We start from the raw sequence: 26930 nt of genomic DNA, 5'->3' as shown, positions 1-26930 counted from the left end.
GGCATGTGTGACTCATGGCGGCTGGGTATGCGGGTCCGGGTCCTTATCAGTGCCAGGGCAGCTGCCCGCGCCGCTCCCAGTACGCGGCCGGCTCCTCCACCAGTGCGGCCAGCCGGGACAGCTGGTCCTCGTCGAGGTCGACGGCGGGCGCGTGCAGGTTGGAGGCGAGCTGGGTCACCGTGGCGGCGCCGGAGAGGACGACGCCGACCCAGGGCTGTCGCAGGACCAGAGCGAGGGCGACGGCGTCGCAGCCCAGTTCTGCCTCCCGGGCCACCTCCTTGAGCGCGTCCGGTGCGTACGGCTCCGCGAGTCGGCCGTTGGCCAGGCCCTCCTTGACGATCACCGTGAGGCCGGCGTCGTGGGCCTCGGCGAGCGCGGGGGCGGCCGAGGTCTCCAGGGCGTTGTACGTCGACTGGACGGTACGGAAGAGGGGCTCGCCGTCGACCGTCACGGCGAGCGCGGCACGGATGGCGGCGGCCTGGTCGGGGCCGCTGGTGGAGAAGCCGACGGTGAGGCCACCGCGGGCGGCCTCGGCGAGCCTCGCGTGGAGTTCCTTGTCCGTGAGCGCCGGGCTATCGGGGGTCACGGAGTGGATCTGGTAGAGATCGAGGCGGTCGCCGAGCAGGGCATCGGTCTCGGCGCGCTGCCGGTCGTAGGCGGTCGTGCTGTGGTCCTTGACCTCGTGCCGCTCGGCCTGTGCGGACCAGTCGGCGGTGTAGGTGTAGCCCCATTTGCTGCCGATGACCACGTCGTTCACGCCGGGGTTGGCGTCCAGCCAGGCGGCGAGGAACTCCTCCGAGCGGCCGTAGGAGCGGGCGGCGTCGAAGTAGCGGACGCCCTGTGCGTAGGCGGCGTCGAGGAGTTCGTGTGTGCGGTGCCTCAGGGCTTCGACCGTACGGTCCTCCGGGAGGTCGGACTCACGGCCGAGGTTGATGTAGCCGGGGCGGCCGACTGCGGCGAGGCCGAAGCCGATGTGGCAGGTGGGGGTGGTGGCCTGGGCGAGGCGGGCGAAGGGCATCGCGGGCTCCGTTTCGGTCGGCTCCGGTACGGCTATCGACCAACGTAACCCGCGATGACGCTCCGCTGAGGGAGCAGGGCGCCTCGGAGCTCGGGTGGTTCTGCGCGTCGGCGCGTGCGGCTTTCGCCATGGCTTGTCGCACCCGCGCGGCGGAGCCGCACACCGGATACAGCCCCGCGCCCCCAGGGGCGCTGCCCTTAACGCTTCTCCTTGGCTGTAGCCCATGCGTGCTGGGCCGCCACGTCCGCCTTCACCTCGGCCAGCTGAATCGCTACCGCGCTCGGGGCCGTGCCGCCCCTGCCGTTGCGGGAGGCCAGGGCGCCCGGGACGTTCAGCACGGAGCGCACTTCGGGGGTGAGGTGGGGGGAGATCTTCGCGAACTGTTCGTCGGTCAGGTCGTCCAGTTCCTTGCCCTCTGCCTCGGCGACCTTGACGCACTCGCCCGCGACCTCGTGGGCGACCCGGAAGGGGACTCCCTGCTTGACGAGCCACTCGGCGATGTCGGTGGCGAGGGAGAAGCCGGCCGGGGCCAGTTCCTCCATGCGCTCGCGGTGGACGGTGAGGGTGGCCATCATGCCGGTGAAGGCGGGCAGCAGGATCTCCAGCTGGTCGCAGGAGTCGAAGACGGGCTCCTTGTCCTCCTGGAGGTCGCGGTTGTAGGCGAGCGGGAGGGCCTTGAGGGTGGCCATGAGCCCGGTGAGGTTGCCGATCAGGCGACCGCTCTTGCCGCGGGCCAGCTCCGCGATGTCCGGGTTCTTCTTCTGCGGCATGATCGACGAGCCCGTCGAGAACGCGTCGTGCAGGGTCACGAAGGAGAACTCCTTCGTGTTCCAGATGATGACCTCCTCGGCGATCCGGGAGAGGTTCACGCCGATCATCGCGGTGATGAAGGCGAACTCGGCGACGAAGTCGCGGGACGCCGTGCCGTCGATGGAGTTGCCCGCGCTGCCGTGCTCGAAGCCGAGGTCCTTCGCCACCGCCTCCGGGTCCAGGCCGAGGCTGCTTCCGGCCAGCGCGCCCGAGCCGTACGGCGAGACCGCCGTGCGGGTGTCCCACTGGCGCAGCCTCTCGGCGTCCCGGGACAGGGACTGGACGTGGGCGAGGACGTGGTGGGCGAAGAGCACCGGCTGGGCGTGCTGGAGGTGCGTGCGGCCGGGCATCGCCACGTCCGGGTGGGCCTCGGCCAGACCGATCAGCGCGTCCTGGAGGTCGGCGATCAGACCGCCGATGATCCGGGCGTGGTCGCGCAGGTACATGCGGAAGAGGGTGGCGACCTGGTCGTTGCGGGAGCGGCCGGCGCGCAGCTTGCCGCCGAGGTCGGGGCCGAGGCGCTCCAGGAGGCCGCGCTCCAGAGCCGTGTGGACGTCCTCGTCGGCGATGGTGCCGACGAAGGAGCCGTCGGCCACGTCGGCTTCGAGCTGGTCGAGGCCGGCGATCATCCGGGTCAGCTCGTCCTGCGTGAGCAGGCCCGCCTTGTGCAGCACGCGCGCGTGCGCACGGGAACCGGCGATGTCGTACGGGGCGAGCCGCCAGTCGAAGTGGACGGACGCGGACAGCTTGGCCAGGGCCTCGGCGGGACCGTCGGCGAAACGGCCGCCCCAGAGCCGTACGTCACCGCTGTTGCTGCTCACTTGCGCTGCTCCTAGAGAGGGTGTGGGTGTGCCAACCGTGCCAACGGTACTCAGGCCGCTCAGGCCAGGTCCCGCTTCGCGGCGATCTTCGACGACAGGCCGTAGATGTCGATGAAGCCCTTGGCCGCGGCCTGGTCGAACGTGTCGCCGGTGTCGTAGGTCGCGAGGTTGAAGTCGTACAGGGACTGCTCGGAGCGCCGGCCGGTGACGACCGCGCGGCCGCCGTGCAGGGTCATCCGGATGTCGCCGGTGACGTACTGGTTGGCCTCGTCGATGAAGCCGTCCAGGGCGCGCCTGAGCGGAGAGAACCACTGGCCGTCGTAGACCAGTTCGCCCCAGCGCTGCTCGACCTGGCGCTTGTAGCGGGCGAGTTCGCGCTCGACGGTGACGTTCTCCAGCTCCTGGTGGGCGGTGATGAGCGCGATGGCGCCCGGTGCCTCGTACACCTCGCGGGACTTGATGCCGACGAGGCGGTCCTCGACCATGTCGATCCGGCCGATGCCCTGGGCGCCGGCGCGTTCGTTGAGCTGCTGGACGGCCTGGAGGACGGTGACGGACCGGCCGTCGACGGCGACCGGGACGCCTGCCTGGAAGGTGATGATCACCTCGTCGGGGTCGCGCGGGGTGGCCGGGTTCTGGGTGTACTCGTAGACGTCCTCGATCGGGGCGTTCCAGATGTCCTCCAGGAAGCCGGTCTCGACGGCCCGGCCGAAGACGTTCTGGTCGATGGAGTACGGGGACTTCTTGCTGGTCGCGATCGGCAGGCCCTTGTCCTCGCAGAACGCGATGGCCTTGTCGCGGGTCATCGCGTAGTCGCGGACCGGGGCGATGCACTTCAGGTCGGGGGCGAGGGCGACGATGCCGGCCTCGAAACGGACCTGGTCGTTGCCCTTGCCGGTGCAGCCGTGGGCGACGGTGGTGGCGCCGTGCTTCTGCGCGGCGGCGACGAGGTGCTTGACGATGGTCGGCCGGGAGAGCGCGGAGACCAGGGGGTAGCGGTCCATGTAGAGGGCGTTGGCCTTGATCGCGGGGAGGCAGTACTCCTCGGCGAACTCGTCCCTGGCGTCGGCCACCTCGGCCTCGACGGCGCCGCAGGCGAGGGCGCGCTTGCGGATGACGTCCAGGTCCTCGCCGCCCTGGCCGACGTCCACCGCGACCGCGATGACCTCGGCGCCCGTCTCCTCGGCGATCCAGCCGATGGCGACGGAGGTGTCCAGACCGCCCGAGTAGGCGAGTACGACGCGCTCGGTCACGGGTTTCTCCCTCACACTGCATTCCCTGTCCTGCATGAGTATGCAGAGGTCTGCATGATTCGTCAATCCAAAGAAGTTCCGGGAGAAGATCCGGGCCGGATTGAACGCGGGAAACCGCTTGCGCGTACCTCTCGCCGAACGCAGGCGCCGCGTTTCGACCGACGACACCTCCGACCCGTAGTGAGGCATCCGCATGTCCAGGGCTCTTCCGAAGTACAACAAGCGCCGTGTGGCGGTCATCGGCGGCGCCACCGCCGTGGTGCTCTCCGGCGCCGTGATCGCCGGTTCCGCCCTCGCCGGGGAGACGTCCAAGAGCAGCAACGGCGCCGCCCGGACGCTCGCGTCCCCGGGGACGATCACCTGCCCGGACGTGGCCTCGCGGCTGCCCGCGGTCCCGGCCTCCGCGCAGGCCGAGGTCAACCGCAACCTCACCCTCCTCCAGACCCAGATCCAGGAAGCCAACACCCGCCTGGTCAACACCGTCGGACAGGGCGGACCCAACTTCGTCCAGAACGCCATCCTCGGCCCCCTCAAGGACAAGCGCGTCGCGACCGTCAACCGCATCGCCACGGCCATCGGCCGCACGGCCGCCCGACCGCAGGGCCTCGACGCCCTGGCCGCCTGCACCCTGAACGCCGGGGGCGGGGCGGCCGCGCCGAACCAGGGCGGGGGCAACGCGGGGAACGCGGGCAACAACGGGAACGCCGGCAACGCAGGGAACAGCGGCAACGCAGGTAACGCCGGCAACAACGCGGGGAACGCCGCCGTGGGCACCATCACCTGCCCGGACGTGGCCTCGCGGCTGCCCGCGGTCCCGGCCTCCGCGCAGGCCGAGGTCAACCGCAACCTCACCCTCCTCCAGACCCAGATCCAGGAAGCCAACACCCGCCTGGTCAACACCGTCGGACAGGGCGGACCCAACTTCGTCCAGAACGCCATCCTCGGCCCCCTCAAGGACAAGCGCGTCGCGACCGTCAACCGCATCGCCACGGCCATCGGACGCACGGCCGCCCGACCGCAGGGCCTCGACGCCCTGGCCGCCTGCACCCTGAACAAGTGACATGACGGCGCGTGGCCGTCCCGGGCGAACGCCGTCCGGGGCGGCCACTGCCGTACGCGGGTCGCGCGGGGAATCGGACAATTCCTTGGACAGTCAATCCCTTAGACAGCCAAAGCATCTTTCCCGATAATCGTTAGACATGGGAAAGACCTACGACCGCATCGACGGCCGACTCCGCACCTTCATCGAGTCCCAGCCCCTCTTCTTCACCGCGACCGCGCCCCTGTCCGGCGACGGCACGGTCAACCTCTCCCCCAAGGGCCTCAAGGGTTCCTTCGCCGTCCTGGACGAGCACACCGTCGCCTACCTCGACTTCGCCGGCTCCAACGCGGAGACCGTCGCGCACCTGCGTGAGAACGGCCGGATCACCCTGATGTGGTGCGCCTTCCAGGGGCCGCCGAACATCGTGCGGGTGCACGGGCGCGGTGAGCCGGTCTTCCGCGACGACTCCCGGTTCAAGGAACTGCTCAGCCGCTTCCCGGACATCGACCCCACCCCGCACGGCCTGCGCGCGATCATCGTCGTGCGCGCCGAACTCGTCCGGGACACCTGCGGATACGCGGTCCCCTTCATGACGTACGACGCCGACCGCGACCTGCACGAGAAGCGCTTCGCCCGGGAGGACGACGCCTCGCTCGACGCCTACTTCACCAAGAAGGAGCACATCGCGACCAGCCTGGACGGACTACCCGGGCTGCCGTTGCCGCTGCCGCCGTCTAGCGTCTGAGGCATGCGCCCCGGTGTCGTCGTCGCCCTCGCGTCCACGTCCGCTCTCCTGCTCGGTGCCGCGCCCGGCGGCGACGGCCCGCCTCCGCTGCCGACGCGGATGCGGGACACCGGCGGCGGCACCCAGCTGATCACCGCTCAGGCGCCCCGCGCCGGTTCGACGTCGGGCACGGTGACCTGGTGGGACCTCACCGGCGGGCGGTGGGTGGCGGCCGGTTCGGCACCCGCCCGCTTCGGGGCGAAGGGGCTCGTGGAGGGCGGCGCGCGCCGGCAGGGCACCGACACGACCCCGACCGGGCTGTACGACCTGCCGTACGCCTTCGGCATCAAGGCGGCGCCACGCGGGACGGTGTACCCGTACCGTCCCGTGCGCCGGAACTCCTGGTGGTGCCAGGACAACGGCTCGCGCTCCTACAACCGCTGGACCGAGCCGCGCGCCGCCGACTGCCGGGCCGCGCACTCCGAGCACCTGGTCTCGTACGGGACGCAGTATGCGCACGCGATGGTCATCGGCTTCAACTACGACCGGCCGGTGCGCGGGCGCGGCGCCGGGATCTTCCTGCATGTCAACGGGCGTGGGCCAACGGCTGGTTGCGTGTCCGTGCCGGCCGACGCGATGCGGCGCCTCCTGCGCTGGGCGGACCCCGCGCGCAGACCCCACATCGCGATCGGGACGGCGAGCGGCCGCACCGCGCTCGCCCGGTACTGACCCGGCGCCGAGGCCGGCGCGGGGCCCGCGCCCGAGGACCACCGCCGTAGGACTCCCGTCGTAGGGCCCCGCCCGGGGCGCTGAACATTCGGCCGTCGTGGCGCGTATCTGTGGGCCAAGGGTCAATTCCCCACGGAGGAACCGTGACCAGCACGATCGCAGGCGGACGTGCCGCCCGCCGCCAGACGATGCGTCGCATCCGCCCGCGCCGCTCCCCCGCCGTCCCGCTGCTCGTCGCCGTATGGGCGGGCGCGGCGGGCGTGCTGTGGCTGTGGTGGGCCAACACGCCGGCCGTCGCCGACGACACCGGCCGGATACTCAACGCCGGGCGGATCACCGGTCTGCTCGCCGGGTATCTGATGGCGCTGGTCGTGCTGCAGATGGCCCGGGTGCCCGCGCTGGAGCGGCGGGTGGGCTCCGACCGGGTGGCGCGCTGGCACGCGATGACCGGCCGGTACACGCTCTGCCTGGTGGTGGCCCATGTGTTCCTCACCATGTGGGGGTCCGCGCGGCAGGCCGGCAAGTCGCTCGGCGGCATCGTCGGGCAGACGGTCGACTCCGTCAACCAGCTGCCGGACATGGGCAAGGCCGCCATCGGCACGGGCCTGCTGTTCGTCATCGGGCTGCTGTCGATCGGCGGGGTGCGGCGCCGGCTGCCGTACGACACCTGGTACCACATCCATCTGCTGACGTACGCGGCGGTGTTCCTGACGTTCTGGCACCAGCTCACCACCGGCACCGACTTCGTCGTCGAGCCGGCCGCGAAGACCGCCTGGTACGCGCTGTACGGCACGGTCACCGCGCTGGTGGTCTGGTACCGGATCCTCACCCCGATCCGGCTGAACCTGCGGCACCGGATGCGGGTCGAGGCGGTCATCGAGGAGACGCCGGGCATCGTGTCCGTGCTGATCGGCGGGCGCAGGCTGCACCGGATCGGCGCGGAGGCCGGGCAGTTCTTCCGGTGGCGGTTCATGGCGCCGGGGATGCGCTTCAGCTCCCACCCGTACTCGCTGTCGGCGGCCCCGCGCCCCGATCTGCTGCGGATCACGGTCAAGGCGATCGGTGACCACAGCATGGCGCTGCGCGGTCTGAAGCCGGGGACGCCGGTGTGGGCCGAGGGCCCGTACGGTGCCCTGACGGCCGCCCGGCGCAGCCGGGGCAAGGTGCTGCTGGTGGCCGGCGGGGTCGGTATCACCCCGATGCGGGCGCTGTTCGAGACGCTGCCGGGCGCGGCCGGTGACATCACGCTGCTGTACCGGGCCAACAGCACCCAGGACCTGGCCCTGTGGGACGAACTGGCGAAGATCGCCGACGAGCGCGGGGCCCGGCTGATGTACGCGGTGAACAGCCCCGACGGGGAGCGGCCGGACATCTCCGCCGAGTCCCTGCGGCGGAAGATCCCGGACATCGACCACCACGACGTCTTCATGTGCGGCCCGACGGGGTTCGCCCGCTCGGTGTACGAGGCCCTGCGCGGCGCCGGGGTGCCGGCCCGCCGTATCCACCACGAGTCGTTCGAGATGTGAGCGGAGTCCGTCCACGGGACCTTGCCTAACTCGTTGAATCAGGAGCTTGGGAACAGATGAGGAAGAGCCACCCCGTCCGTCGTGTCATGCTCGCGACCGCCGCGACCGTCTCCGGGATCGTGCTGCTGCTGTCGATGAAACCGGCGTCGGACCCGGCCGCCGGCTCGGCGGCGGCCGGTGCGCCGGGGCAGTCGGTGGCGGGACAGGAGTCCGCCCAGGGCGGTGCCGGGGCCGCGGCCGGGACGGTCACCGGCGACGCGGCGCAGACCCAGTACGGGGCCGTGCAGGTGCGGCTGACCGTCAGCAACGGCCGGATCACCCAGGCGGAGGCGGTGCAGGCGCCGGACCAGGCCATCACGGCGAACGCGCTGCCGAAGCTCAACCAGTCGACGGTCGCCGCGCAGAGCGCGGAGATCGACATGGTGTCCGGGGCGACCTACACGAGCACCGGGTACAAGCAGTCGCTGCAGTCGGCGATCGACAAGGCGAACGCGAGCGCCGGTGCCCAGCAGGGCGCCGGGGGCGGTGCCGCGCAGGCGTCCGGGACGTTCACCGGGGCGGTGGCGCAGACCCAGTACGGGCCGGTGCAGGTGCGGATCACCGTCGACGGCGGCCGGATCACCCAGGCGGAGGCGGTGCAGGCACCGGACCAGGCCATCACGGCGAACGCGCTGCCGAAGCTCAACCAGGCGGCCGTCACGGCCGGCAGCGCGGACATCGACGCGGTGTCCGGGGCGACCTTCACCAGCACCGGGTACAAGCAGTCGCTGCAGTCCGCGCTGGACCAGGCCGGTGGCTGAGACGGTGACGGAGTCCGGGGGGTCCGGCGGGGCCGCGGAGGCGCCCGCCGCGGTCCGGCACGCGGAGGAGGTCATGGGGACGGTCTTCTCCTTCGACGTGCGCGGCGGGGAGACCGGGGCGGTGCGGGCCGCGCTGGAGACCGCGGTGGCCGGGCTGCACCGGGTCGACGAGGTGTTCAGCACCTACCGCGAGGACAGTCAGGTCTCGCGGCTGGTGCGCGGGGAGCTGTCCGTCGGGGCGTGCGATCCGATGGTGGCCGAGGTGCTGGAGCTGGGCGCGGAGGCGGAGCGGGTCAGCGGCGGCTGGTTCAGCATGCGCTACGAGGGGCGGCTGGACCCGACCGGGATCGTCAAGGGGTGGGCAGCGGAGCGGGCGGCGCGGGGGCTGGCCGCGGTGGCCGGGGTGAGCGGGGTCAGCGTCAACGGCGGCGGGGATGTGCAGCTGCTGGGCCTGCCGGGGCCTCACCGGCCCTGGCGGGTCGGTGTCTCGGATCCGCTGCGGCCGGGTGGGCTGGCGGCGGTGGTGTCCGCGGCCGGGGTGCCCGAGCTGGCGGTGGCGACGTCCGGTACGGCGGAGCGGGGGGCGCATATCGTCGACCCCCGGACCGGGAAGTCGGCGGTGACGGACCTGGTGGCGGTGACCGTCGTCGGCCCCCGCCTGACCTGGGTGGACTGCTGGGCCACCGCCGCCTTCGCGATGGGCTCGCGGGAAGGTCTGGCCTGGCTGGAGACCCTCCCCGACGTGGAAGCACTCCTCATCACGGCGGGCGACGAGGTCCGCTGCACGGGCGGCTTGGCGGCACGGCTGGGCTGAGCCACCCAGGGGCGCAGGGAGCGGCGCGATCAGCCACGCACGGCCCCCAGCGCCCGGGACACAGCGACACCGCCCTCTCAGTGGCCGTTCTGGGCCAGCCGCAGCAAGTGGTCGGCGAGGGCCTGACCGCCCGTGGGATCCCGGCTGATCAGCAGCAGCGTGTCGTCGCCGGCGATCGTCCCGAGGATGTCGTGCAGTTCCGCCTGGTCGATGGCCGACGCGAGGAACTGTGCCGCCCCCGGAGGGGTACGCAGGACCACGAGGTTCGCCGAAGCCTCCGCGGAGATCAGCAGCTCCTGGGAGAGGCGCCGCATGCGCTCCTCCTTCGCCGACTCTCCCAGCGGCGCGCGCGGCGTGCGGAAACCGCCCTCGCTCGGCACCGCGTAGATGAGGTCCCCGTCGGTGTTGCGGATCTTCACCGCGTTCAGCTCGTCCAGATCCCGCGAGAGCGTCGCCTGCGTGACGCTCAGCCCGTCGTCCGCGAGCAGCTTCGCCAGCTGGCTCTGCGACCGCACCGGCTGCCGGTTGAGGATGTCCACGATCCGGCGGTGCCGTGCGGTGCGCGTCTGCGGCACGGCCGGCCCGGCCGCCTCCGACTGCTCATGGTCCTGCGCGTGGCTCATCGTCGTCTCATTCTCCGGCTCGTCCGTCCCCGCTCACTGCGTCGAGGAGACCGGGCAGCGCCCGCAGCAGCGCCTCCACCTCGTCGTCGCCGATGTTCAGCGGCGGCATCAGGCGGATGACGTCAGGGGCGGGCGCGTTCACCAGGAACCCGGCCTCCTGAGCCGCCTGCTGCGCCTGAGGCGCGAGGGGCTCGGTGAGCACGATACCCAGGAGCAGACCCGCACCCCGGACACGGTCGATCAACGAGTGGTTCAGCGACTCGATCCCGTCCCGCAGCCTCTCGCTCTGCCGCTTGACGTTCTCCAGCAACCCCTCGCCGGCGATGGTGTCCAGCACGGCGAGCCCGGCCGCGCAGGCGACGGGGTTGCCGCCGAAGGTCGTACCGTGCTGGCCCGGCTGGAGCAGCTCGGCGGCCCGCCCGAAGGCGACGGTCGCGCCGAGCGGCAGCCCGCCGCCGAGCTGCTTGGCGAGGGTGACGACGTCGGGCAGGACGCCCTCGTGGGCCTGGTACGCGAACCAGTGCCCGGTCCGCCCGACGCCGGTCTGCACCTCGTCGAGGACGAGCAGGGCGCCCGTCGCCGCCGTGATCGCCCGCGCGGCCTTCAGATACCCGGCCGGGGGCACCACGACCCCGTTCTCGCCCTGGATCGGCTCGATGATGACGAGGGCGGTGTCCTCGGTCACCGCAGCGGCCAGCGCCTGCGCGTCGCCGTACGGGACATGCGTGACGTCGCCGGGCAGCGGCAGGAAGGGGTCCCGCTTGGCGGGCTGTCCGGTCAGGGCGAGGGCGCCCATCGTCCGGCCGTGGAAGCCGCCGTCGGTGGCGACGACGTGGGTGCGGCCGGTCAGCCGGCCGATCTTGAAGGCGGCCTCGTTGGCCTCGGCGCCGGAGTTGCAGAAGAAGACCCGGCCGTCGCGGCCGAAGAGCTGCAGCAGCCGCTCGGCGAGGGCGACGGTCGGCTCGGCCATGAAGAAGTTGGAGATGTGGCCGAGGGAGCCGATCTGCCGGCTCACCGCCTCGACGATCGCCGGGTGGGCGTGGCCGAGCGCGTTGGTGGCGATACCGCCGACGAAGTCGAGGTACTCGCGGCCCTCGGCGTCCCACACCTTCAGGCCCTCGCCGCGCACCAGGGGCAGCCGGGGGGTGCCGTAGTTGTTCATGAGCGCGCCCTGCCACCGCGCGGTCAGCTCCTGGTTGCTCATGACTCCCCCTGTTCGTCCGGCAGTTCGTCAGGCTGTCGGTCGGACTTCTCGTCGGGCACGACCATCGTGCCGATGCCTTCGTCGGTGAAGATCTCCAGCAGGATCGAGTGCTGGACCCGGCCGTCGATGACGCGGGCGGTGTTCACGCCGTTACGGACGGCGTGCAGGCAGCCCTCCATCTTCGGCACCATGCCGGAGGACAGCTCCGGCAGCAGCTTCTCCAGCTGGGAGGCGGTGAGGCGGCTGATCACCTCGTCGGAGTTCGGCCAGTCCTCGTAGAGGCCCTCGACGTCGGTGAGGACCATGAGGGTCTCGGCGCCCAGAGCAGCAGCGAGTGCCGCAGCCGCCGTATCAGCATTGACGTTGTAGACATGTCCGTCGTCCTGGCTGCGGGCGATCGAGGAGACGACCGGGATACGGCCGTCCGCGAGCAGTGCCTCGATCGCGCCGGTGTCGATGTCGGTGATCTCGCCGACCCGCCCGATGTCGATCAACTCGCCGTCGATCTCGGGCTGGTGCTTGGTGGCGGTGATGGTGTGCGCGTCCTCGCCGGTCAGTCCGATGGCGAGCGGCCCGTGCTGGTTGAGCAGCCCGACGAGTTCCCGCTGGACCTGTCCGGCCAGCACCATCCGTACGACGTCCATGGCGTCCTCGGTGGTGACCCGGAGCCCGGCCTTGAACTCGCTGACGATGCCGTGCTTGTCCAGGGCGGCGCTGATCTGGGGGCCACCGCCGTGCACGACGACGGGCTTGAGCCCCGCGTGGTGCAGGAACACGACGTCCTGCGCGAACGCGGCCTTCAGCTCCTCGTCGACCATGGCGTTGCCGCCGAACTTGATCACGACGGTCCTGCCGTTGTGCCGGACCAGCCAGGGCAGCGCCTCGATGAGGATCTGGGCCTTGGGCAGGGCGGTGTGCTTACGAGTAGTGCTCATGACGAATACGCGCTGTTCTCGTGGACGTAGTCGGCGGTGAGGTCGTTGGTCCAGATGGTGGCGGTCTCGGACCCGGCGGCGAGGTCCGCCACGATGTGCACCTCGCGGTAGCGCATGTCGACCTTGTCCCGGTCCTCGCCGACGCCGCCGTTCTTGCACACCCAGACGCCGTTGATGGCGACGTTCAGCCGGTCGGGCTCGAAGGCGGCCTTCGTGGTGCCGATCGCGGACAGGACGCGGCCCCAGTTGGGGTCCTCGCCGTGGATGGCGCACTTGAGGAGGTTGTTGCGGGCGATGGAGCGGCCCACCTCGACGGCGTCGTCCTCGGTCGCGGCGTTGACCACCTCGACCTTGATGTCCTTGCTGGCGCCCTCGGCGTCACGGATCAGTTGCTGACCGAGGTCGTCGCAGACGGCCCGTACGGCGTCGGCGAACTCCTCGTACTCGGGGGTGATGCCGGAGGAGCCGGAGGCGAGCAGCAGGACGGTGTCGTTGGTGGACATGCAGCCGTCGGAGTCGACACGGTCGAAGGTGACCTTGGTGGCGGCGCGCAGCGCCCGGTCCAGTACGTCGCTTTCGACGGCGGCGTCCGTGGTGAGGACGACCAGCATGGTGGCGAGGCCGGGGGCGAGCATGCCCGCGCCCTTGGCCATGCCGCCGACGGTCCAGCCGTCCTTGGTGACGACGGAGGTCTTGTGGACGGTGTCGGTGGTCTTGATGGCGATGGCGGCCTTCTCGCCGCCGTGCTCGGAGAGCTGGGCGGCGGCCGTCTCGACGCCCGGGAGAAGCTTGTCCATCGGGAGCAGGACGCCGATGAGGCCGGTGGAGCAGACGGCGACCTCGATGGCGCCGCGGCCCAGCACCTCGGCGGCCTTCTCGGCGGTGGCGTGGGTGTCCTGGAAGCCCTTGGGGCCCGTACAGGCGTTGGCGCCACCGGAGTTGAGGACGACCACGGAGACCTGGCCGCTCTTGAGGACCTGCTCGGACCACACGACGGGGGCGGCCTTGACGCGGTTGGAGGTGAAGACGCCGGCGGCGGCGCGGCGGGGCCCGTCGTTGACCACGAGGGCCAGGTCGGGGTTGCCGTTCTCCTTGATCCCGGCGGCGATGCCCGCCGCCGTGAATCCCTTTGCTGCCGTCACACTCACTGCATCTCCTTGTTCGCTTCTCCGCCCGTGCAGCGCAGCGGTGCGGCTTTCTCCCCCAGTGCCTCAAGGGCCTGGGAGGTACCCCCAGTCGTCTGCCGCCCGGCGGCTGCACGCGCGTCGCTCACGGCGCGACTCCGATCGTCGTAAGGCCGGTGGTCTCGTCGAGACCCAGGGCGATGTTCATGCTCTGTACGGCGCCGCCCGCGGTGCCCTTGGTCAGGTTGTCGATGGCGCTGATGGCGATGACGCGGTGGACGGCCTCGTCGTACGCGACCTGCACCTGAACGGCGTTGGAGCCGTGGACGGACGCCGTGGCGGGCCACCGGCCCTCGGGCAGCAGGTGGACGAAGGGCTCGTCGGCGTACGCCTTCTCGTAGGCGGTGCGCAGCGACTCGGCGGTGACGCCGTCGGCGGCCCGGGCGCTGCAGGTGGCGAGGATGCCGCGGGGCATGGGCGCGAGGGTCGGTGTGAAGGAGACGGCGACCCGCTCGCCGGCCGCCGCGCTGAGGTTCTGGATCATCTCGGGGGTGTGCCGGTGCAGTCCCCCGACGCCGTACGGCGACATGGACCCCATGACCTCGCTGCCCAGGAGGTGCGGCTTGGGCGCCTTGCCCGCGCCGGAGGTGCCGGAGGCGGCGACGATCACGGCCTCGGGCCCGGCGAGCCCGGCGGCGCAGGCCGGGAAGAGCGCGAGGGTGACGGCGGTGGGGTAGCAACCGGGGACCGCGATGCGCTTGGACCCCTCCAGCGCGGCGCGGCCGCCCGGCAGTTCGGGGAGGCCGTAGGGCCAGGTGCCGGCGTGCGGCGAGCCGTAGAACTTCTCCCAGTCGGCCGCGTCCTTCAGCCGGAAGTCGGCGCCCATGTCGACGACCAGGACGTCCGGGCCGAGCTGCTCGGCGACGGCGGCGGACTGGCCGTGGGGCAGGGCGAGGAACACGACGTCGTGACCGGCGAGCACCTCGGCGGCGGTCTCCTCCAGCACGCGGTCGGCCAGCGGCAGCAGATGCGGCTGCAGCGCGCCCAGCTTCTGGCCGGCGTTGGAGTTGCCGGTCAGCGCGCCGATCTCGACCTCGGGGTGCGCGAGCAGCAGACGCAGCACCTCGCCACCCGCGTACCCACTCGCTCCGGCCACTGCCGCACGTACCGCCATGGACTCCTCCTCCTGGATGGCATGACTATACGTTTCGCCGCACTTTTATGCAATGCGCGAAGAGAGCCCGGAGGCCGACGCGTGTGGCGCCGGGCTCCGGGCTCGGGGTGGGCGGAGGGGGACTGCTACGCGTACTGGCCGACCTCGTAGCCGCCGGCCGGGTTGCGGACGATGACGTTCAGGCGGTTGTAGGTGTTGATGAGGGCGATCAGGGACACCAGGGCGACCAGTTGGTCCTCGTCGTAGTGCTTGGCGGCGTTCTCCCATGCCTCGTCGGTGACGCCGCCGGCCGCGTCGGCGATGCGGGTGCCCTGTTCCGTCAGCTCCAGGGCGGCGCGCTCGGCCTCGGTGAAGACCGTGGCCTCCCGCCAGGCCGCGATCAGGTTCAGGCGCAGGGAGTCCTCCCCGGCGGCGGCCGCCTCCTTGGTGTGCATGTCGAGGCAGCAGCCGCAGCCGTTGATCTGGCTGGCGCGGATCTTCACCAGCTCCTGGGTCGCGGGCGGCAGCGGTGACTCCGTGACCGTCCTCCCGACCGAGTTGAGCTGCTTCATGAGCCGGGCCGCGAGCGGGTTGCCGAAGATGTTCAGGCGGGCGTCCATGCGAACTCCTCTGTCGTGGCGGCACGTTGCACATCTCTGACAGCGAGGACCGGCGAGATGTGACAGGGGCGGGTGTGACGTGCGTCTCCTTGGCCTCAGGTCGCGGTCCGAGCCACTGCGGGAGGCGTGGCCGGGAGGCTTCTGAGCGTACGGAGCGGGGAGCGGAAGACCGGGAGGAACGCGCAGGCCAGGCATGCCGCGCCGGTCCACACCGCGGTGCGGACGTCCAGCAGCTCGCCGATGACGCCGGCCAGCGTGGAGCCGATGGCGAGGGCGCCGGTGAGCAGGAAGCGGAAGGTGGCGTTCATACGGCCGAGGAGGGCATCGGGGGTGAGGTGCTGGCGCAGGGTGACGCCGAGGACGTTGTCGATCCCGGTCTTCGCCATGACGACCAGCCAGGCGGCGCCGGCGATCCACAGCCACGGCCCCCGTCCGACCAGCGCGACCGCCAGCCCCGCCGGAGCGCACCACAGCCCCACGCGGGCCAGGGCCCGGCCATGACCGAGGCGGCTCGCGAGGTGGCGGGCGCAGGCGGCCCCGAGCAGGAGGCCCACGCCGCCGGCCGCCCAGTACAGGCCGAGCGCCCCGGCCGGCAGGCCCAGCTCACGGGTGAACAGCACGGGAAGCATGGCGTTGACCATCTGCGCGCCGAGGTTGGCGAGCGTCGCGGTGGCCGCGAGGGCGCGCAGTTCCCCGCTGCGCAGCACGTGCCGCAGCCCTTCAGCGACCTCGGCGCGCAGCCGACGCTGGGCGGGCCCTGGTGCCGCACGCCGGTCGACCCGGGTCAGCCCGAGGGCCGAGGCGAAGTACGCGAGGGCACCGGCCGCCAGGGCCAGGGGTGCCGTGGCCAGTTGGACCAGGAAGCCGCCGGCACCGCGCCCGGCGATGTTGGCGCCGGCCATCAGGCTCACGATCGCGGCGTTCGCCCGCACCAGACGCTCACGGCCCACCAGCGCGGGCAGCACGCTCTGCGAGCCGATGTCGAAGAAAACGGTGGCGCAGCCGTTGAGCAGGGCCACGGCGTACAGCTGGGGCAGGGTCAGGGCGTCCAGCCACCAGGCCACGGGCACGGAGGCGAGCAGCGCGGCGCGGGCCGCGTCCGCGACGACCAGGACCCTGCGGCCGGACAGCCGGTCCACCCACGCGCCCGCGGGCAGCCCGATGAGCAGGAACGCGGCCGTCGACAGCGCGGCCAGCGCGCCCGCCTGCCCGGGGCCCGCGTCGAGGACGGTGACGGCGAGCAGCGGGAGCGCGACGTAGCCGATGCTGGTGCCGAGGTGGCTGAGGGCACTGGCCGCGAAGAGCGCGCGGAAGGCGGGCAGCCGCCAGGGGGAGCCCGGTGGTGGTGGGGTCATGCCCGTACGGTGCGAGTCTCCGGACAGCGGGCGGTATTGATTTAGCCTGGGCTGAATGATCGAGATCGAGTTCGGCACGGAGGACATCGCCCGCACGCGGTTCGCGCTGTCCCCGCTGTGGGAGGTGGTGGCGAGCGTACGGGTGCTCAAGGGCGCCGACGAGCAGGGTCTGCACCGGGCCTGGGCGGAGCGGGTACGGCCCCGGCTGGCCGCCTCGGGCGTCGACCTCGCCCCGCTGTTCGATCTGGTGCCCGTGCCGACGCGTTCGCCCTGGTCGGGCCGTATCCCGGGCTTCATCTGCCCGCCGCCCACGACACCCCTGCCCACGCTGGCGGTGGAGCTGGCCACGGTGCGGGCCACTCCCCCGGAGCTGCTGCGGACGTCGGCCGAGGTACCGGCCGCGCGCGTGGCCGCGCTGCGGGCGGACCCCAAGGGCGAGCTGGGGCGGCTGACGGAGCTGATCGAGACCTACTGGGAGCTGGCCCTGGCCCCTTACTGGCCGCGCGTGCTCACCCTGTTGGAGAACGACATCCGCTATCGCGCGGACCGCCTGGTCCAGGGCGGCACCCAGCACCTCTTCGCCGACCTCGACTCCCAGGTCAGCTGGGCGGGCGCCACCCTGCACCTGGCCCACCGCACCGTACGCGGCACACGGCGGCTGGACGGCCGGGGCCTGCTGCTGGTGCCGTCCGCCTTCGTCTGGCCGCGCGTGTTCTCCGTGCTGAACGAGCCGTGGCAGCCGTCCCTGCGCTACCCGCCCCGGGGTGTCGGCGCCCTCTGGCACTCCCGCCCGGTCCCGGTCCCGGAGGCACTGGCCGGGGTGGTGGGACGCTCCCGAGCGACCCTCCTGACGGAACTGGCCACCCCCGCCTCCACCACCGACCTCGCCGCCCGCACCGGCCTCACCCCCGGCGGGGTCTCCCAGCACCTCACGGCGCTGCGCACGGCGGGCCTGGTCAGCGCCCACCGCTCGGGCCGCCAGGTCCTGTACGCCCGCACCAGCGCCGGGGAAACGCTGGTGGAAGCGGCGCGGTGCTGAGCTCCGTCGAGCGGCGGGCCGCCTCTGCGACGACCCGCCGCCCCGCCTACCCCTTCTTGATCCGCAGGAAGGTCACCGAGTTCGCGGGGAAGGTGTACGTGAACTTCGCGGACACCCCGTCGAACGTCGATGTCACCGGGGTCACCGGCGTGTTCGTCTCCGTGTTCACCGCGTCCGCAGCGGCCGCCAGCGTGGTCACGCGCGCGCTGGAGCCGACCTTGGCGCGGCCGAGGTCGATCGTCGTACGGGCGTTCGCCTCCTGGGCGTTGACGACCTTGACGATCAGCTCGCCGGTCCGCCGGTCCTCGGTGACGACCTGGCGGAAGGGCTCGGCCGGCTTGCTGTCGGTGAAGCCGCCCCACTCCTGGCCGTCGAGGTAGAGGGTCACCTGGCGGCCCCGTACCTTGATGTCGATGTCGTAGGCGCGGCCCGTCTCGATCGTCCCGGCCTTGGAGATCAGCGTCGACTTGCCGCCGTCCCTGGCCTGTTCGACGGCGGACTGGGTGTTGTTCCAGCCGCCCAGGTTCCACCAGTAGTAGTTGCCGGTGTCCTGGACGCCGAACGCGACGAGGAAGCCTTCCTTGCCGGACCGCTTGGTGGCCTTCACCTGCAGGTCGTAGTCGTGCCAGCTCGGGTCGCCGGCCTGGACCATGGTGTTCTCGGCGGCCTCGTCGGTCTGGACGTACTGCCCGTCCTGGACGCTCCAGCTGCCGCCGCCGGTGTGGTTCCACCGCGAGGCGTCGCCGCCGAAGTCGTCACCGAACAGGGCGCTGCCGTCGGCCGCCGTGACCGACACGTCGTCGTACGCGGCGCTGGTCGCCCAGGTGGACAGGCCGATGGCGCCGGTGATCGGGCCGCTGACGTCCGGTGTGCCGCTGGCCCGCGACGGGACGACCCGGTCGCCGGTGTTGGTCATGAACAGCTTCTGGACCTCGTAGTTGGCCGAGTTCCAGGAGGCGTGGTTGTTGAACCAGACCAGGTCCGGGCGCCACTGCACATAGTCCTCGTTGGCGAACAGCGGCGCGTAGGAGGCGAGCCGGACGATGTCCGCGTTGCGCTCCAGGCCGGTCATGAAGGCGGCCTCGGCGAGGCCGTTCCTCCAGGCGTTGCCCTGGGAGGCGTACTCGCCGAGGAAGACCTTCGGGCCGCCGCGGTCGTAGGAGTCGTAGCGGTCGTTGTTCTGGAGGAACCACTGGGGGCTGTTGTAGTAGTGCTCGTCGACCATGGCGACGCCCGACTCGCGGTTGAGCTTCCAGAGGGTGTCGAAGGTCGTGCCCGTGTCGTCCGGGCCGGAGTTGGAGACGACGGTGATGTCCGGGTGCTTCGCCTCGATGGCGGCCCGGAACTTCTGGAAGCGGGCGAAGAACTCGTTCGGCAGGTTCTCCTCGTTGCCGACCTCGATGTGGGTGAGGCGGAAGGGCTTGGGGTGGCCCATCTCGGCGCGGACCTTGCCCCAGGTGGAGGTGGCCGGGCCGCGCGCGAACTCGATGAGGTCGAGGGTGTCCTGGATGTGCCGCTCCAGCAGCGCCTCGTCGTCGACGGCACGGTTCTGGCCGCATCCGGTGACGAGGGCGGGGACGACGGGCAGCGGCATGGCGCCGATGTCCTCGGAGAGGCGGAAGTACTCGTAGTAGCCGAGGCCGTAGCTCTGGTTGTAGCCCCAGAAGTTGGCGTTGGTGGCGCGCTCCTCGACCGGGCCGACGGTGTCCTTCCACTGGTAGGAGCGGGCGCGCTGCCAGCCGCTTGCCTCGCTGTAGTCCTGCATGGAGCCGGTGTTGACCAGGCAGCCGCCGGGGAAGCGGACGAAGCCGGGCCTGAGGGCCTCGATCTTCTCGGCGAGGTCCTTGCGCAGGCCGTTCGGCTGGCCCTTGTAGGTGTCGCGCGGGAACAGCGACACCATGTCGAGGGCGGCAGGGGCGGAGGCGGCGACGGTGAGGCGGCCGTAGCTGCTGGTGCGGGTGGCCGTGAAGGTGGCCTTGTACTGTGCCCAGCCGCCCTTGACCGCGACCTGGCGGGCGGTGGCCAGCGTGCCGGGGGCGTCCTGGAGGGAGACGGTGAGGGTGGTGCCGTTCTCGGCGCGGGCCCACACCGAGAAGTCGTACCTCTTGCCCTTCTCGACCCGGATGCCGGTGTTGTACCCGGCGTTGGTGACGGCCGAGTCGGCGCCCAGGGAGAGGTAGGTGCGGTTGCGCTCGTTGAGGCGGCCGGCGTCGTCGACCACCTGGGCCGTGCCGTCGACCGCCCATGAGGTCAGCGGGGTGTAGGAGCGGTTGTCGGCGGTCGAGTACTCGAAGGACCGGTTCTGCACGAGTTCGGCGTACAGGCCGCCGTCCGCGGCCCGGTTGATGTCCTCGAAGAAGACGCCGTACATCGTGTCGGCGATCGTCGCGCCTTGGGCGGACGGATCGACGGTGATCGTGTAGTCGGTGACGGCGGCCTGCGCGGGGGCGGGCAGCGCGGCCGAGGCGACCAGCAGGGCGGTGACGCTGAGACCGAGTCTCCAGCGGGTGCGTGACATGGATGCTCCGCGGCTCTCTGCTAAGACGTTCGGAATATCGGACATTGGTCAGCACTTCGAACGCAAGATAGGGCCACAGAAGGGGCGCGGGGAACTGCGCGACCAGCCACACACGGCCCGCGGCTTGGCGGAAAACAGCCCCACGCGCGGAGCTCTACCCGTCGAACCGCAGGTTCCAGCGCCCGCCCCGGCCCGTCACCGTGCTCGTCGAGAGCGGCCGCACGTCGATGTTCCAGTACGTCGCCGGCGGGGCCTTCAGCGCGTAGACCAGCGCTGCCCGGATCACCGACGGCTCCGCCACCGCCACGATCCGGCCACCGCCCCCGACCGGACGGGTGTCGAGCCAGCCGCCGACCCGCGAGATGAACGCGATCAGCGACTCGCCACCGTGCGGGGTGGAGCGCGGGTCGGCCAGCCAGGAGTCCACCGCCTCCGGCTCGCGGGCCATCGCCTCACCCAGGGTGAGGCCGCGCCAGCGGCCCATGTCGCAGTCGCGCAGGGCGAGCTGCACCAGCGGCCCGTAGCCGAGCGCGTCGCCGGTCGCGCGGCTGCGCGGGGTCGGCGAGCAGTAGCGCAACTCGGCCGCGGCCAGCGGGATCAGCCCGCCCGCCGCGCGCTGCACCTCCTCCCAGCCCGCCTGGTCCAGCGGCCGGTCGTCCTCGAAGCGCTCGGCGAGCAGAGGAGTGCTGCGCGCGGCTGCGACGAACGTGACCCGAAGTGACATGCGTGGATGGTGAGCCCCGAGAGTACGCAGGTCAAGGGGTGTTGCCTCGGAGTTACCGAGAGTTCTTCACTCCCTGAGGTCACGGCGCTCCCCGCGGAGCGCCGAGTACCTCGTCGCAGGCTGCCCGCAGCCGTCGTACGCCCTCGGCGATCTCGCTCTCCCCGGCGACGGCCGCGAAGCTCAACCGGACGTGCGCGGCCGGGGGTTCGGCGCTGAAGTACGGGCGCCCCGGGGTGAGGGCGACGCCCGCGCGCAACGCGGCCGCCGTCAACGCGCCCTCGTCCGTGCCGTCGGGCAGCCGCAGCCACAGGTGGTAGCCGCCGGACGGGATGTGCGGGAGGGCGAGTTCCGGCAGCCGCAGCCGCAGGGCGGCCGTCATTGCGTCGCGGCGGGCCCTCAGCTCGGCGGCGACGGTGCGCAGATGGCGTGGCCAGGCGGGCGAGCCGACGAGTTCGAGGGTGGCCTCCTGAAGGGGCCGGGGCACGAAGAACAGGTCGACGACCTGGATCGCGCGCAGCCGCTCCAGGACAGGCCCGCGGGCGGCCAGCGCGCTGACCCGGAAGCTCGGCGAGGTCGCCTTGGTCAGGGAGGCCACGTGCACGACCACCCCGTCGGGGTCGTCGGCGGCCAGCGGGCGCGGCAGCGGCCCGGCGTCCTCGTGCGCGAGCCGCCGTACGAAGTCGTCCTCCACGACGAAGGCGCCGGCGTCTCGGGCGATGCGCAGCACCTCGGCGCGCCGTGCGGGGGCGAGGACGGCGCCGGTGGGGTTCTGGAAGAGCGGCTGGCAGACGAACACCCGGGCGCCGGTGGCCCGGAAGGCGCCGGCGAGCAGGGCGGGCTTCACGCCGTCCGGGTCGACCGGGACGGGGACCGGGCGCAGGCCGGCCGAGCGGGCGATGGCGAGCATGCCGGGGTAGGTCGGCGACTCGACGAGGACGGGCGCGCCGGGCGGGGCGAGGGCGCGCAGTGCGGTGGTCAGGGCGGACTGGCCGCCGGCGCTCACCAGTACCTCGGCGCCGCTCACGCCCCCGCCGATCTGCCGGGCGAACCACTCCCGCAGCTCCGGCAGCCCCTCCATGGGCGGCCGCCCCCAGGCCCCGGGGCGCCGCCCGGCCCGCGCCAGCGCGGCGGCCATGGCGCGCTCCGGTTGCAGCGAGGGGTGCAGATAGCCCCCGTTGAACTCGATCACCCCGGGCGGCGGTGCGGCCAGCGACACCGTGACCCCGGTGGCGTCCACCGAGCGCGGTACGAGGTCGGCGGCGCCGTCGGCGCTGAGCGCGACCTCCTGCCAGGAGGTGTCGCCCTGCGGTGCGGCCCGGTCACGGGGCCGGGCGCGGAAGGCACCGGCGCCGGGGCGGGTGACGACCAGGCCCTCGGCGGCGAGCTGGGCCAGGGCGCGGGAGACGGTCACGGGGCTCACCCGGAAGCGCTCGACGAGGGCCCGGCTCGACGGGAGCTTTCCACCCGGAGAGTAGCGGTCCAGTTCCTGTCGCAGCTGATTCGCCAGGTCGTTCACGCTGCTACGCTCTTGCATGAAGACAGAGAGTAGCGCTATTGCCTCATCCCGGATAGCGGTCGGCACCTCCCATCCGGCGTCACGGCTGGGCGGCACCCTTCAGGCCGCGCTCGGCGTCGTCGCCTTCTCCCTCACCTTCCCGGCCACCGCCTGGGGTCTGGAGGGTTTCGGCCCCTGGTCGCTGGTGGCCGTGCGCAGCGTGCTGGCCGCGCTGATGGCCGGCGGCTGTCTCCTCGCTCTGCGCGTGCCGCTGCCGGCGCGGCGGCACTGGCCGGGGCTCGCGGTGGTGGCCGCCGGAGTGGTGCTGGGCTTCCCGCAGCTGACGACACTCGCGCTGCAGACGTCGACCACCGCGCACGCCGCCGTCGTGGTCGGTCTGTTGCCCCTGACGACCGCTCTGCTGTCCGCCCTGCGCATGGGCACCCGGCCGTCGCGCACCTTCTGGCTGGCGGCCCTCGCGGGCGCCGCCGCGGTGGGCGTGTTCACCGTGCGGCAGAGCGGCGGCGCGTTGACCACCGCCGACCTGTATCTGTTCGGCGCGCTGCTGGTGTGCGCGGCCGGGTACACCGAGGGCGGGCGGCTGGCCCGGGTGATGCCGGGGTGGCAGGTCATCGGCTGGGCGCTGGTGCTGTGCCTGCCGCTGACCCTCCCGGCCGCCGCGCTGGCGCTCGCCCACGAACCCGTACGGCTGACCGCGCACAGCGTGGCCGGGGTGCTGTGGGTGGCGGCGGGCTCGCAGTTCCTGGGCCTGGTCGTCTGGTACCGGGGCATGGCGGCGATCGGCATCCCGAAGGCCAGTCAGTTGCAGTTGGCGCAGCCGCTGCTCACACTGGTGTGGTCGGTGCTGCTGCTCGGTGAGCACCTGACGGCGGCCGCCCCGCTGACGGCCGCGGCGGTGCTGGTCTGTATCGCGGTCACCCAGCGGTCCCGCGGCTGACGGGGCCCGAACGGCCCGTTCCCGGCAGGCCACCGCGCCGTAGACTCGAAATCCACGGAGCTGCTCCGGCACATCCTGAGGAGGCCGTCAGATGCGCGCATCGGTGGGCGACCAGCTGGTCCAGCACGGCAGGGTGGTGGGCCAGCACGACCAGATCTCGGAAGTCGTCGAGGTGATGGGCGAGCAGGGCAACCCGCCCTACCGCGTCCGCTTCCCCGACGGCCACGAGGCCGTCATGTCCCCGGGCCCCGACTGCGAGGTCCGGCACCGCGACAAGGAACAGCAGTAGATCAGCGCGGGGGCTTCGCCGGCCGCGGGTAGTGGTCGGCGACGACCCGTGCCATGGCCCCGATCCGGTCGTCCCGCACTTCGCGGGCGGAGAAGAAGACATGTCCGCGCGCCTGCGGGTGGCCGTCGGCGAGCGTGAGGTGCCGGGACAGCTCGGCCGGGTCCTGCCAGGCCGCGGGCTGCGCCGGGTCCCCCGCCTTGTAGAGGGCCTCACCCAGGTAGAGCCGGGTGCTGCTGCCCTTCGCCACCTCCGCCCACCAGGGCACCAGCCTGGCGTAGTCGGCGGTGGAGAGGCCGATGTTCCAGTACAGCTGCGGACAGATGTAGTCCAGCCAGCCCTCACGCACCCACCTGCGGCTGTCGGCGTAGATGTCGTCGTACGACTGGAGCGCCCGGGTGTCCGAGCCGCGCGGGTCGGTGCCGATGTTGCGCCACACCCCGAAGGGGCTGATCCCGAACTGGGTGGTGGGCCGCACCGCCTTGATCCGCGCGGCCATCTCCAGCACCAGCCTGTCGACGTTGGCGCGTCGCCAGGCGGCCCGGCTGGAGTGGTCGCCGCCGTACCGGTCGTAGGCGTCGGTGTCGTCGAAGGTCTGGCCGGCCACCGGATACGGGTAGAAGTAGTCGTCGAAGTGCACGGCGTCGACCGGGTACTTGCGGACGGCGTCCAGGATCGCGTCCTGCACGAAAGCGCGCACCTCCGGCAGGCCGGGGTTGTAGTAGAGCTTCCCGGCGTACGGCACCACCCACTCGGGGTAGCGGCGGGCGGGGTGCGAGGCGACCAGCCTGGTCGGGTCGGCGTGGTTGGCGATCCGGTACGGGTTGAACCAGGCGTGCAGTTCGAGGCCGCGGGCGTGCGCCTCCTGCACGGCCGTGCCCAGCGGGTCCCAGCCCGGGGCCTTGCCCTGGGTGCCGGTCAGGACCTGCGACCAGGGCTCGTACGGGGAGGGCCACAGGGCGTCGGCGGTGGGCCGCACCTGGAGGATCACGGTGTTCAGCCGCATGCGTACGGCGAGATCCAGCCAGGAGACGAGCTCGGCGCGCTGCTCGGCGGCGGTCAGTCCGGCAAGGGAGGGGAAGTCGCGGTTGGCGACGGTCGCGATCCACATGCCGCGCATCTCGGCCGGCTCGGCCCTCGGGTGGCGCGCGGCGGACGGTGACGCGGTGGCCGCCGAGCCCGTCGTCGAGACCGCCGTCAGCGCCGCCAGCGCGAACGCCCGTCGGGTCAGTCGCCCCATGCCCACACCCCTGAAACTCGTCGGATCCGTCCGGTCACGGATCGCGCCCGCGCCCAGCATGCCCGCCCCCGGTGATCGATCATCGATACTTGCTAGTAACGTGCACGATCGGAGCAGGCGTGCCGCACCCCGGAGGGCCTGCCTCGCACAGCCGGGATAGCGCAGCAGCGAAGGGAACGATGTGACCGACATCGAACGCGTGGGAGTGGTGGGCTGCGGCCAGATGGGGGCGGGCATCGCCGAGGTGTGCGCCCGTGCCGGACTCGACGTCAAGGTCGCCGAGACCACTGGCGAGGCCCTGGAGATCGGCCGTACCCGGCTGTTCAACTCCCTGGCCAAGGCCGCCGAGCGCGGCAAGATCAGCGAGGCCGAGCGGGACGCCACCCAGGCGCGGCTGAGCTTCACCACCGACCTCGGCGAATTCGCCGACCGCGATCTGGTGATCGAGGCCGTGGTGGAGAACGAGCAGGTCAAAACCGAGATCTTCCAGGTCCTGGACCAGGTGGTGACCCGCGCGGACGCCATCCTCGCGTCCAACACCTCCTCCATCCCGCTGGTGAAGCTGGCGGTCGCCACCTCGCGGCCGGACCAGGTCATCGGCATCCACTTCTTCAATCCGGCCCCGGTGCAGAAGCTCGTCGAGCTGATCCCGGCGCTGACCACCTCCGAGGGCACGCTCGGCCGGGCCCAGCTGTTCGCCGAGAAGGTGCTCGGCAAGCACGCCATCCGCGCCCAGGACCGCTCCGGCTTCGTGGTCAACGCTCTGTTGATCCCCTACCTGCTCTCCGCGATCCGGATGTTCGAGACCGGCATCGCCAGCCGCGAGGACATCGACAACGGCATGGAGCTGGGCTGTGCCCACCCGATGGGCCCGCTCAAGCTGTCCGACCTGATCGGTCTGGACACGGTCGCCTCGGTCGCGCAGTCGATGTACGACGAGTTCAAGGAGCCGCTGTACGCCGCTCCCCCGCTGCTCCAGCGCATGGTCGACGCGGGCCGGCTGGGACGGAAGACAGGGTCGGGCTTCTACACGTACGACTGATGGGGTAGTACGGCGCCGATCGGGCAGGACGGCCGATTACGGACAGTGGCTGAAAAGGGCCCGGCACTCCGCGGAGTGCCGGGCCCGCCGTATTCACACACCGTGTGCGCGACGGACCCGCATATGCCCCTCGCACACGCTCCCCACGCGCCCACCAGGCGAGTTCACTCTCCATGTGCATGCAAGGGACATGAATTCACCCGCGTCCACTACGGAAAGGAACGAAGCCGTGACCGCCGATCGCGAGCGTCCCGTGACCAACGAGGAACTCGCAGAGTTACGCCGCCGCCTCGACGTGGCCTACGCCCGCGTCGAGGGAGGTTTCGCCCTGCTGACGCACCGCACCAAGGAGACCGCCAAGGATCTGGACCAGCTGAGCACCCGCGTCGTCACCCTGGAGCACCGCCGCTGGCCCCTGCCGTCGCTCGCGGCGGTCACGGCCGTCGGAGCGCTGATCGTGACCGTCTGGCAGGCACTGGGTCGTTAGCCGAGCCTGAGGTGGTACAGCAGCAGTAACGCGGCCGCCATGTTGGCGGCCGGGACCTCGCCGCGCGCGATCATGTCGGGGACGAGCTTGAGGGGGACCCACTCCCGGCGGTCCGACTCGAAGTCGTCCACGGGGTGACCCGCGTACTCGCCCTCGTCCGACCAGTAGATGTGGTGCCGGGCGTCGGTGAGGCCGTTGGACGGCTCCACGGTCATCAGGTGGTGCAGGGGTCCCGGCCGCCAGCCGGTCTCCTCCTCCAGCTCCCGTGCCGCCGCCACGGCGATGTCCTCGCCGTCCTCGACGACGCCCGCCGCGAGTTCCCACCCCCAGCTGTCGGTGATGAAGCGGTGCCGCCACAGCAGCAGCACCTCGTTGGCCTCGTTGACCACCGTGGCGACGGCGACGGGCCGCAGCCGTATGACGAAGTGGTCCAGGTGCCGGCCGTCCGGCAGCTCCACGTCCGCGAGGTTGACGCTGAACCAGCGGTTTTCATACACAGGTTGTTCGTTCTGCTTCGTCCACTGCACGGTTCTGCCACCTTCCGTCGGGTAAGGGGCAATATCGCAGCAGGGACGCGGAATGGGTCAGGA

General features: G+C 71.8%; 26 protein-coding genes. 11 read left to right on the top strand and 15 right to left on the bottom strand.

The annotated features are described in order from the left end of the window. Positions 1-46: 46 nt before the first annotated feature. The 3 genes from ACH5AC_RS18560 to ACH5AC_RS18550 all read right to left on the bottom strand — a co-directional run bounded on the left by ACH5AC_RS18560 (position 47) and on the right by ACH5AC_RS18550 (position 3902). Positions 47-1018: an aldo/keto reductase gene (locus ACH5AC_RS18560; protein WP_398862958.1), complete on the bottom strand. Its 972-nt coding sequence runs from the start codon at positions 1016-1018 to the stop codon at positions 47-49. A 197-nt stretch (positions 1019-1215) separates the two neighbouring features. After that, positions 1216-2649: an argininosuccinate lyase gene (gene argH, locus ACH5AC_RS18555; protein WP_398862956.1), complete on the bottom strand. Its 1434-nt coding sequence runs from the start codon at positions 2647-2649 to the stop codon at positions 1216-1218. A gap of 59 nt (positions 2650-2708) precedes the next feature. Beyond that, entirely contained in the window at positions 2709-3902 is a 1194-nt protein-coding gene (locus ACH5AC_RS18550) for an argininosuccinate synthase (RefSeq protein WP_398862955.1), read from the bottom strand. A gap of 193 nt (positions 3903-4095) precedes the next feature. Here ACH5AC_RS18550 and ACH5AC_RS18545 point away from each other — a divergent pair, with 193 nt between their 5' ends. The 6 genes from ACH5AC_RS18545 to ACH5AC_RS18520 all read left to right on the top strand — a co-directional run bounded on the left by ACH5AC_RS18545 (position 4096) and on the right by ACH5AC_RS18520 (position 9537). Then, on the top strand, positions 4096-4962 hold the full coding sequence (locus ACH5AC_RS18545; protein WP_398862954.1) for a hypothetical protein: 867 nt from the start codon (positions 4096-4098) through the stop codon (positions 4960-4962). 139 nt (positions 4963-5101) lie between these two features. Next, positions 5102-5689 (top strand): pyridoxamine 5'-phosphate oxidase family protein, encoded by a 588-nt coding sequence (locus tag ACH5AC_RS18540; RefSeq protein WP_398862953.1) that lies wholly within the window; start codon positions 5102-5104, stop codon positions 5687-5689. A 3-nt stretch (positions 5690-5692) separates the two neighbouring features. Continuing rightward, entirely contained in the window at positions 5693-6397 is a 705-nt protein-coding gene (locus ACH5AC_RS18535; protein ID WP_398862952.1) for a L,D-transpeptidase, read from the top strand. Positions 6398-6540: 143 nt separating this feature from the next. Beyond that, on the top strand, positions 6541-7923 hold the full coding sequence (locus tag ACH5AC_RS18530; protein WP_398862951.1) for a ferric reductase-like transmembrane domain-containing protein: 1383 nt from the start codon (positions 6541-6543) through the stop codon (positions 7921-7923). 56 nt (positions 7924-7979) lie between these two features. Next, positions 7980-8723: an FMN-binding protein gene (locus tag ACH5AC_RS18525; protein ID WP_398862950.1), complete on the top strand. Its 744-nt coding sequence runs from the start codon at positions 7980-7982 to the stop codon at positions 8721-8723. Further along, complete coding sequence (locus ACH5AC_RS18520) at positions 8716-9537, top strand: FAD:protein FMN transferase (RefSeq protein WP_398862949.1); 822 nt, start codon at positions 8716-8718, stop codon at positions 9535-9537. Before ACH5AC_RS18525 ends, ACH5AC_RS18520 begins: the two co-directional genes overlap by 8 nt. 77 nt (positions 9538-9614) lie before the next feature. Here ACH5AC_RS18520 and ACH5AC_RS18515 read toward each other — a convergent pair whose 3' ends face one another. The 7 genes from ACH5AC_RS18515 to ACH5AC_RS18485 form a co-directional block, all read right to left on the bottom strand. Next, positions 9615-10160, bottom strand: a complete 546-nt coding sequence (locus ACH5AC_RS18515) for an arginine repressor (RefSeq protein WP_398862948.1) — start codon at positions 10158-10160, stop codon at positions 9615-9617. A 7-nt stretch (positions 10161-10167) separates the two neighbouring features. Beyond that, positions 10168-11364, bottom strand: a complete 1197-nt coding sequence (locus tag ACH5AC_RS18510; protein WP_398862947.1) for an acetylornithine transaminase — start codon at positions 11362-11364, stop codon at positions 10168-10170. Further along, the gene (argB, locus tag ACH5AC_RS18505) at positions 11361-12299 is read right to left on the bottom strand and encodes an acetylglutamate kinase (RefSeq protein WP_398862945.1); all 939 of its coding nucleotides are present in this window, start codon (positions 12297-12299) and stop codon (positions 11361-11363) included. Before argB ends, ACH5AC_RS18510 begins: the two co-directional genes overlap by 4 nt. Next, complete coding sequence (gene argJ, locus ACH5AC_RS18500) at positions 12296-13447, bottom strand: bifunctional glutamate N-acetyltransferase/amino-acid acetyltransferase ArgJ (RefSeq protein WP_398862944.1); 1152 nt, start codon at positions 13445-13447, stop codon at positions 12296-12298. The genes argB and argJ overlap by 4 nt, the downstream gene beginning before the upstream one ends. Before the next feature lie 121 nt (positions 13448-13568). Then, the gene (argC, locus tag ACH5AC_RS18495) at positions 13569-14597 is read right to left on the bottom strand and encodes an N-acetyl-gamma-glutamyl-phosphate reductase (RefSeq protein ID WP_398862943.1); all 1029 of its coding nucleotides are present in this window, start codon (positions 14595-14597) and stop codon (positions 13569-13571) included. Between the two features lie 125 nt (positions 14598-14722). Further along, positions 14723-15196, bottom strand: a complete 474-nt coding sequence (locus ACH5AC_RS18490; protein ID WP_398862942.1) for a carboxymuconolactone decarboxylase family protein — start codon at positions 15194-15196, stop codon at positions 14723-14725. 95 nt (positions 15197-15291) lie between these two features. Continuing rightward, positions 15292-16551: an MFS transporter gene (locus tag ACH5AC_RS18485; protein ID WP_398862941.1), complete on the bottom strand. Its 1260-nt coding sequence runs from the start codon at positions 16549-16551 to the stop codon at positions 15292-15294. A 55-nt stretch (positions 16552-16606) separates the two neighbouring features. Between ACH5AC_RS18485 and ACH5AC_RS18480 the strand changes: the two genes are divergently transcribed. Beyond that, positions 16607-17590 (top strand): DUF5937 family protein, encoded by a 984-nt coding sequence (locus ACH5AC_RS18480; RefSeq protein ID WP_398862940.1) that lies wholly within the window; start codon positions 16607-16609, stop codon positions 17588-17590. A gap of 46 nt (positions 17591-17636) precedes the next feature. On the opposite strand, the gene ACH5AC_RS18475 is transcribed toward ACH5AC_RS18480, so the two are convergent. The 3 genes from ACH5AC_RS18475 to ACH5AC_RS18465 all read right to left on the bottom strand — a co-directional run bounded on the left by ACH5AC_RS18475 (position 17637) and on the right by ACH5AC_RS18465 (position 22366). After that, positions 17637-20108 (bottom strand): alpha-L-arabinofuranosidase C-terminal domain-containing protein, encoded by a 2472-nt coding sequence (locus ACH5AC_RS18475; protein WP_398862938.1) that lies wholly within the window; start codon positions 20106-20108, stop codon positions 17637-17639. 154 nt (positions 20109-20262) lie between these two features. Further along, positions 20263-20832 (bottom strand): histidine phosphatase family protein, encoded by a 570-nt coding sequence (locus tag ACH5AC_RS18470; protein ID WP_398862937.1) that lies wholly within the window; start codon positions 20830-20832, stop codon positions 20263-20265. A 79-nt stretch (positions 20833-20911) separates the two neighbouring features. Continuing rightward, a complete protein-coding gene (locus tag ACH5AC_RS18465) occupies positions 20912-22366 on the bottom strand; it encodes a PLP-dependent aminotransferase family protein (RefSeq protein ID WP_398862935.1) in 1455 nt (484 codons plus the stop codon). Here ACH5AC_RS18465 and ACH5AC_RS18460 point away from each other — a divergent pair. Continuing rightward, positions 22365-23285 carry a DMT family transporter gene (locus tag ACH5AC_RS18460; protein WP_398862934.1) on the top strand — a complete coding sequence of 307 codons (921 nt, stop codon included), beginning with the start codon at positions 22365-22367 and terminating at the stop codon, positions 23283-23285. The genes ACH5AC_RS18465 and ACH5AC_RS18460 overlap by 2 nt on opposite strands. Positions 23286-23376: 91 nt before the next feature. Further along, complete coding sequence (locus tag ACH5AC_RS18455; protein ID WP_398862933.1) at positions 23377-23574, top strand: DUF1918 domain-containing protein; 198 nt, start codon at positions 23377-23379, stop codon at positions 23572-23574. 1 nt (position 23575) lies between these two features. On the opposite strand, the gene ACH5AC_RS18450 is transcribed toward ACH5AC_RS18455, so the two are convergent. Beyond that, positions 23576-24811 carry a glycoside hydrolase family 10 protein gene (locus ACH5AC_RS18450; protein WP_398862932.1) on the bottom strand — a complete coding sequence of 412 codons (1236 nt, stop codon included), beginning with the start codon at positions 24809-24811 and terminating at the stop codon, positions 23576-23578. A 181-nt stretch (positions 24812-24992) separates the two neighbouring features. On the opposite strand from ACH5AC_RS18450, the gene ACH5AC_RS18445 reads away from it, so the two are divergent. Both ACH5AC_RS18445 and ACH5AC_RS18440 read left to right on the top strand, forming a co-directional pair. Then, the gene (locus tag ACH5AC_RS18445; RefSeq protein ID WP_398862931.1) at positions 24993-25853 is read left to right on the top strand and encodes a 3-hydroxybutyryl-CoA dehydrogenase; all 861 of its coding nucleotides are present in this window, start codon (positions 24993-24995) and stop codon (positions 25851-25853) included. A 229-nt stretch (positions 25854-26082) separates the two neighbouring features. Then, positions 26083-26340, top strand: coding sequence for a hypothetical protein (locus ACH5AC_RS18440; RefSeq protein WP_398862930.1), 258 nt, complete (start codon positions 26083-26085; stop codon positions 26338-26340). On the opposite strand, the gene ACH5AC_RS18435 is transcribed toward ACH5AC_RS18440, so the two are convergent. Beyond that, on the bottom strand, positions 26337-26867 hold the full coding sequence (locus ACH5AC_RS18435) for an NUDIX hydrolase (RefSeq protein WP_398862929.1): 531 nt from the start codon (positions 26865-26867) through the stop codon (positions 26337-26339). The two genes, ACH5AC_RS18440 and ACH5AC_RS18435, sit on opposite strands and share 4 nt — an antisense overlap. Positions 26868-26930 lie beyond the last annotated feature (63 nt).

It is taken from the genome of Streptomyces sp. NPDC018693 (assembly GCF_044391385.1).
In the GTDB taxonomy this organism is placed as follows: Bacteria; Actinomycetota; Actinomycetes; order Streptomycetales; family Streptomycetaceae; genus Streptomyces.
Note: the sequence above shows the minus strand (reverse complement) of the source record. Positions and strands in the feature narration are given on the sequence as shown.

Excerpts from the sequence above, each read along its gene's own strand:
- ACH5AC_RS18465 (WP_398862935.1), bottom strand. The coding sequence starts at position 22,366 with ATGCAAGAGCGTAGCAGCGTGAACGACCTGGCGAATCAGCTGCGACAG.
- argB (WP_398862945.1), bottom strand. The coding sequence starts at position 12,299 with ATGAGCACTACTCGTAAGCACACCGCCCTGCCCAAGGCCCAGATCCTC.
- ACH5AC_RS18525 (WP_398862950.1), top strand. The coding sequence starts at position 7,980 with ATGAGGAAGAGCCACCCCGTCCGTCGTGTCATGCTCGCGACCGCCGCG.
- ACH5AC_RS18475 (WP_398862938.1), bottom strand. The coding sequence starts at position 20,108 with ATGTCACGCACCCGCTGGAGACTCGGTCTCAGCGTCACCGCCCTGCTG.
- argC (WP_398862943.1), bottom strand. The coding sequence starts at position 14,597 with ATGGCGGTACGTGCGGCAGTGGCCGGAGCGAGTGGGTACGCGGGTGGC.
- ACH5AC_RS18450 (WP_398862932.1), bottom strand. The coding sequence starts at position 24,811 with ATGGGGCGACTGACCCGACGGGCGTTCGCGCTGGCGGCGCTGACGGCG.
- ACH5AC_RS18480 (WP_398862940.1), top strand. The coding sequence starts at position 16,607 with ATGATCGAGATCGAGTTCGGCACGGAGGACATCGCCCGCACGCGGTTC.
- ACH5AC_RS18545 (WP_398862954.1), top strand. The coding sequence starts at position 4,096 with ATGTCCAGGGCTCTTCCGAAGTACAACAAGCGCCGTGTGGCGGTCATC.
- ACH5AC_RS18535 (WP_398862952.1), top strand. The coding sequence starts at position 5,693 with ATGCGCCCCGGTGTCGTCGTCGCCCTCGCGTCCACGTCCGCTCTCCTG.
- ACH5AC_RS18485 (WP_398862941.1), bottom strand. The coding sequence starts at position 16,551 with ATGACCCCACCACCACCGGGCTCCCCCTGGCGGCTGCCCGCCTTCCGC.
- ACH5AC_RS18515 (WP_398862948.1), bottom strand. The coding sequence starts at position 10,160 with ATGAGCCACGCGCAGGACCATGAGCAGTCGGAGGCGGCCGGGCCGGCC.
- ACH5AC_RS18540 (WP_398862953.1), top strand. The coding sequence starts at position 5,102 with ATGGGAAAGACCTACGACCGCATCGACGGCCGACTCCGCACCTTCATC.
- ACH5AC_RS18460 (WP_398862934.1), top strand. The coding sequence starts at position 22,365 with ATGAAGACAGAGAGTAGCGCTATTGCCTCATCCCGGATAGCGGTCGGC.
- ACH5AC_RS18455 (WP_398862933.1), top strand. The coding sequence starts at position 23,377 with ATGCGCGCATCGGTGGGCGACCAGCTGGTCCAGCACGGCAGGGTGGTG.
- ACH5AC_RS18510 (WP_398862947.1), bottom strand. The coding sequence starts at position 11,364 with ATGAGCAACCAGGAGCTGACCGCGCGGTGGCAGGGCGCGCTCATGAAC.
- ACH5AC_RS18470 (WP_398862937.1), bottom strand. The coding sequence starts at position 20,832 with ATGTCACTTCGGGTCACGTTCGTCGCAGCCGCGCGCAGCACTCCTCTG.
- ACH5AC_RS18490 (WP_398862942.1), bottom strand. The coding sequence starts at position 15,196 with ATGGACGCCCGCCTGAACATCTTCGGCAACCCGCTCGCGGCCCGGCTC.
- ACH5AC_RS18560 (WP_398862958.1), bottom strand. The coding sequence starts at position 1,018 with ATGCCCTTCGCCCGCCTCGCCCAGGCCACCACCCCCACCTGCCACATC.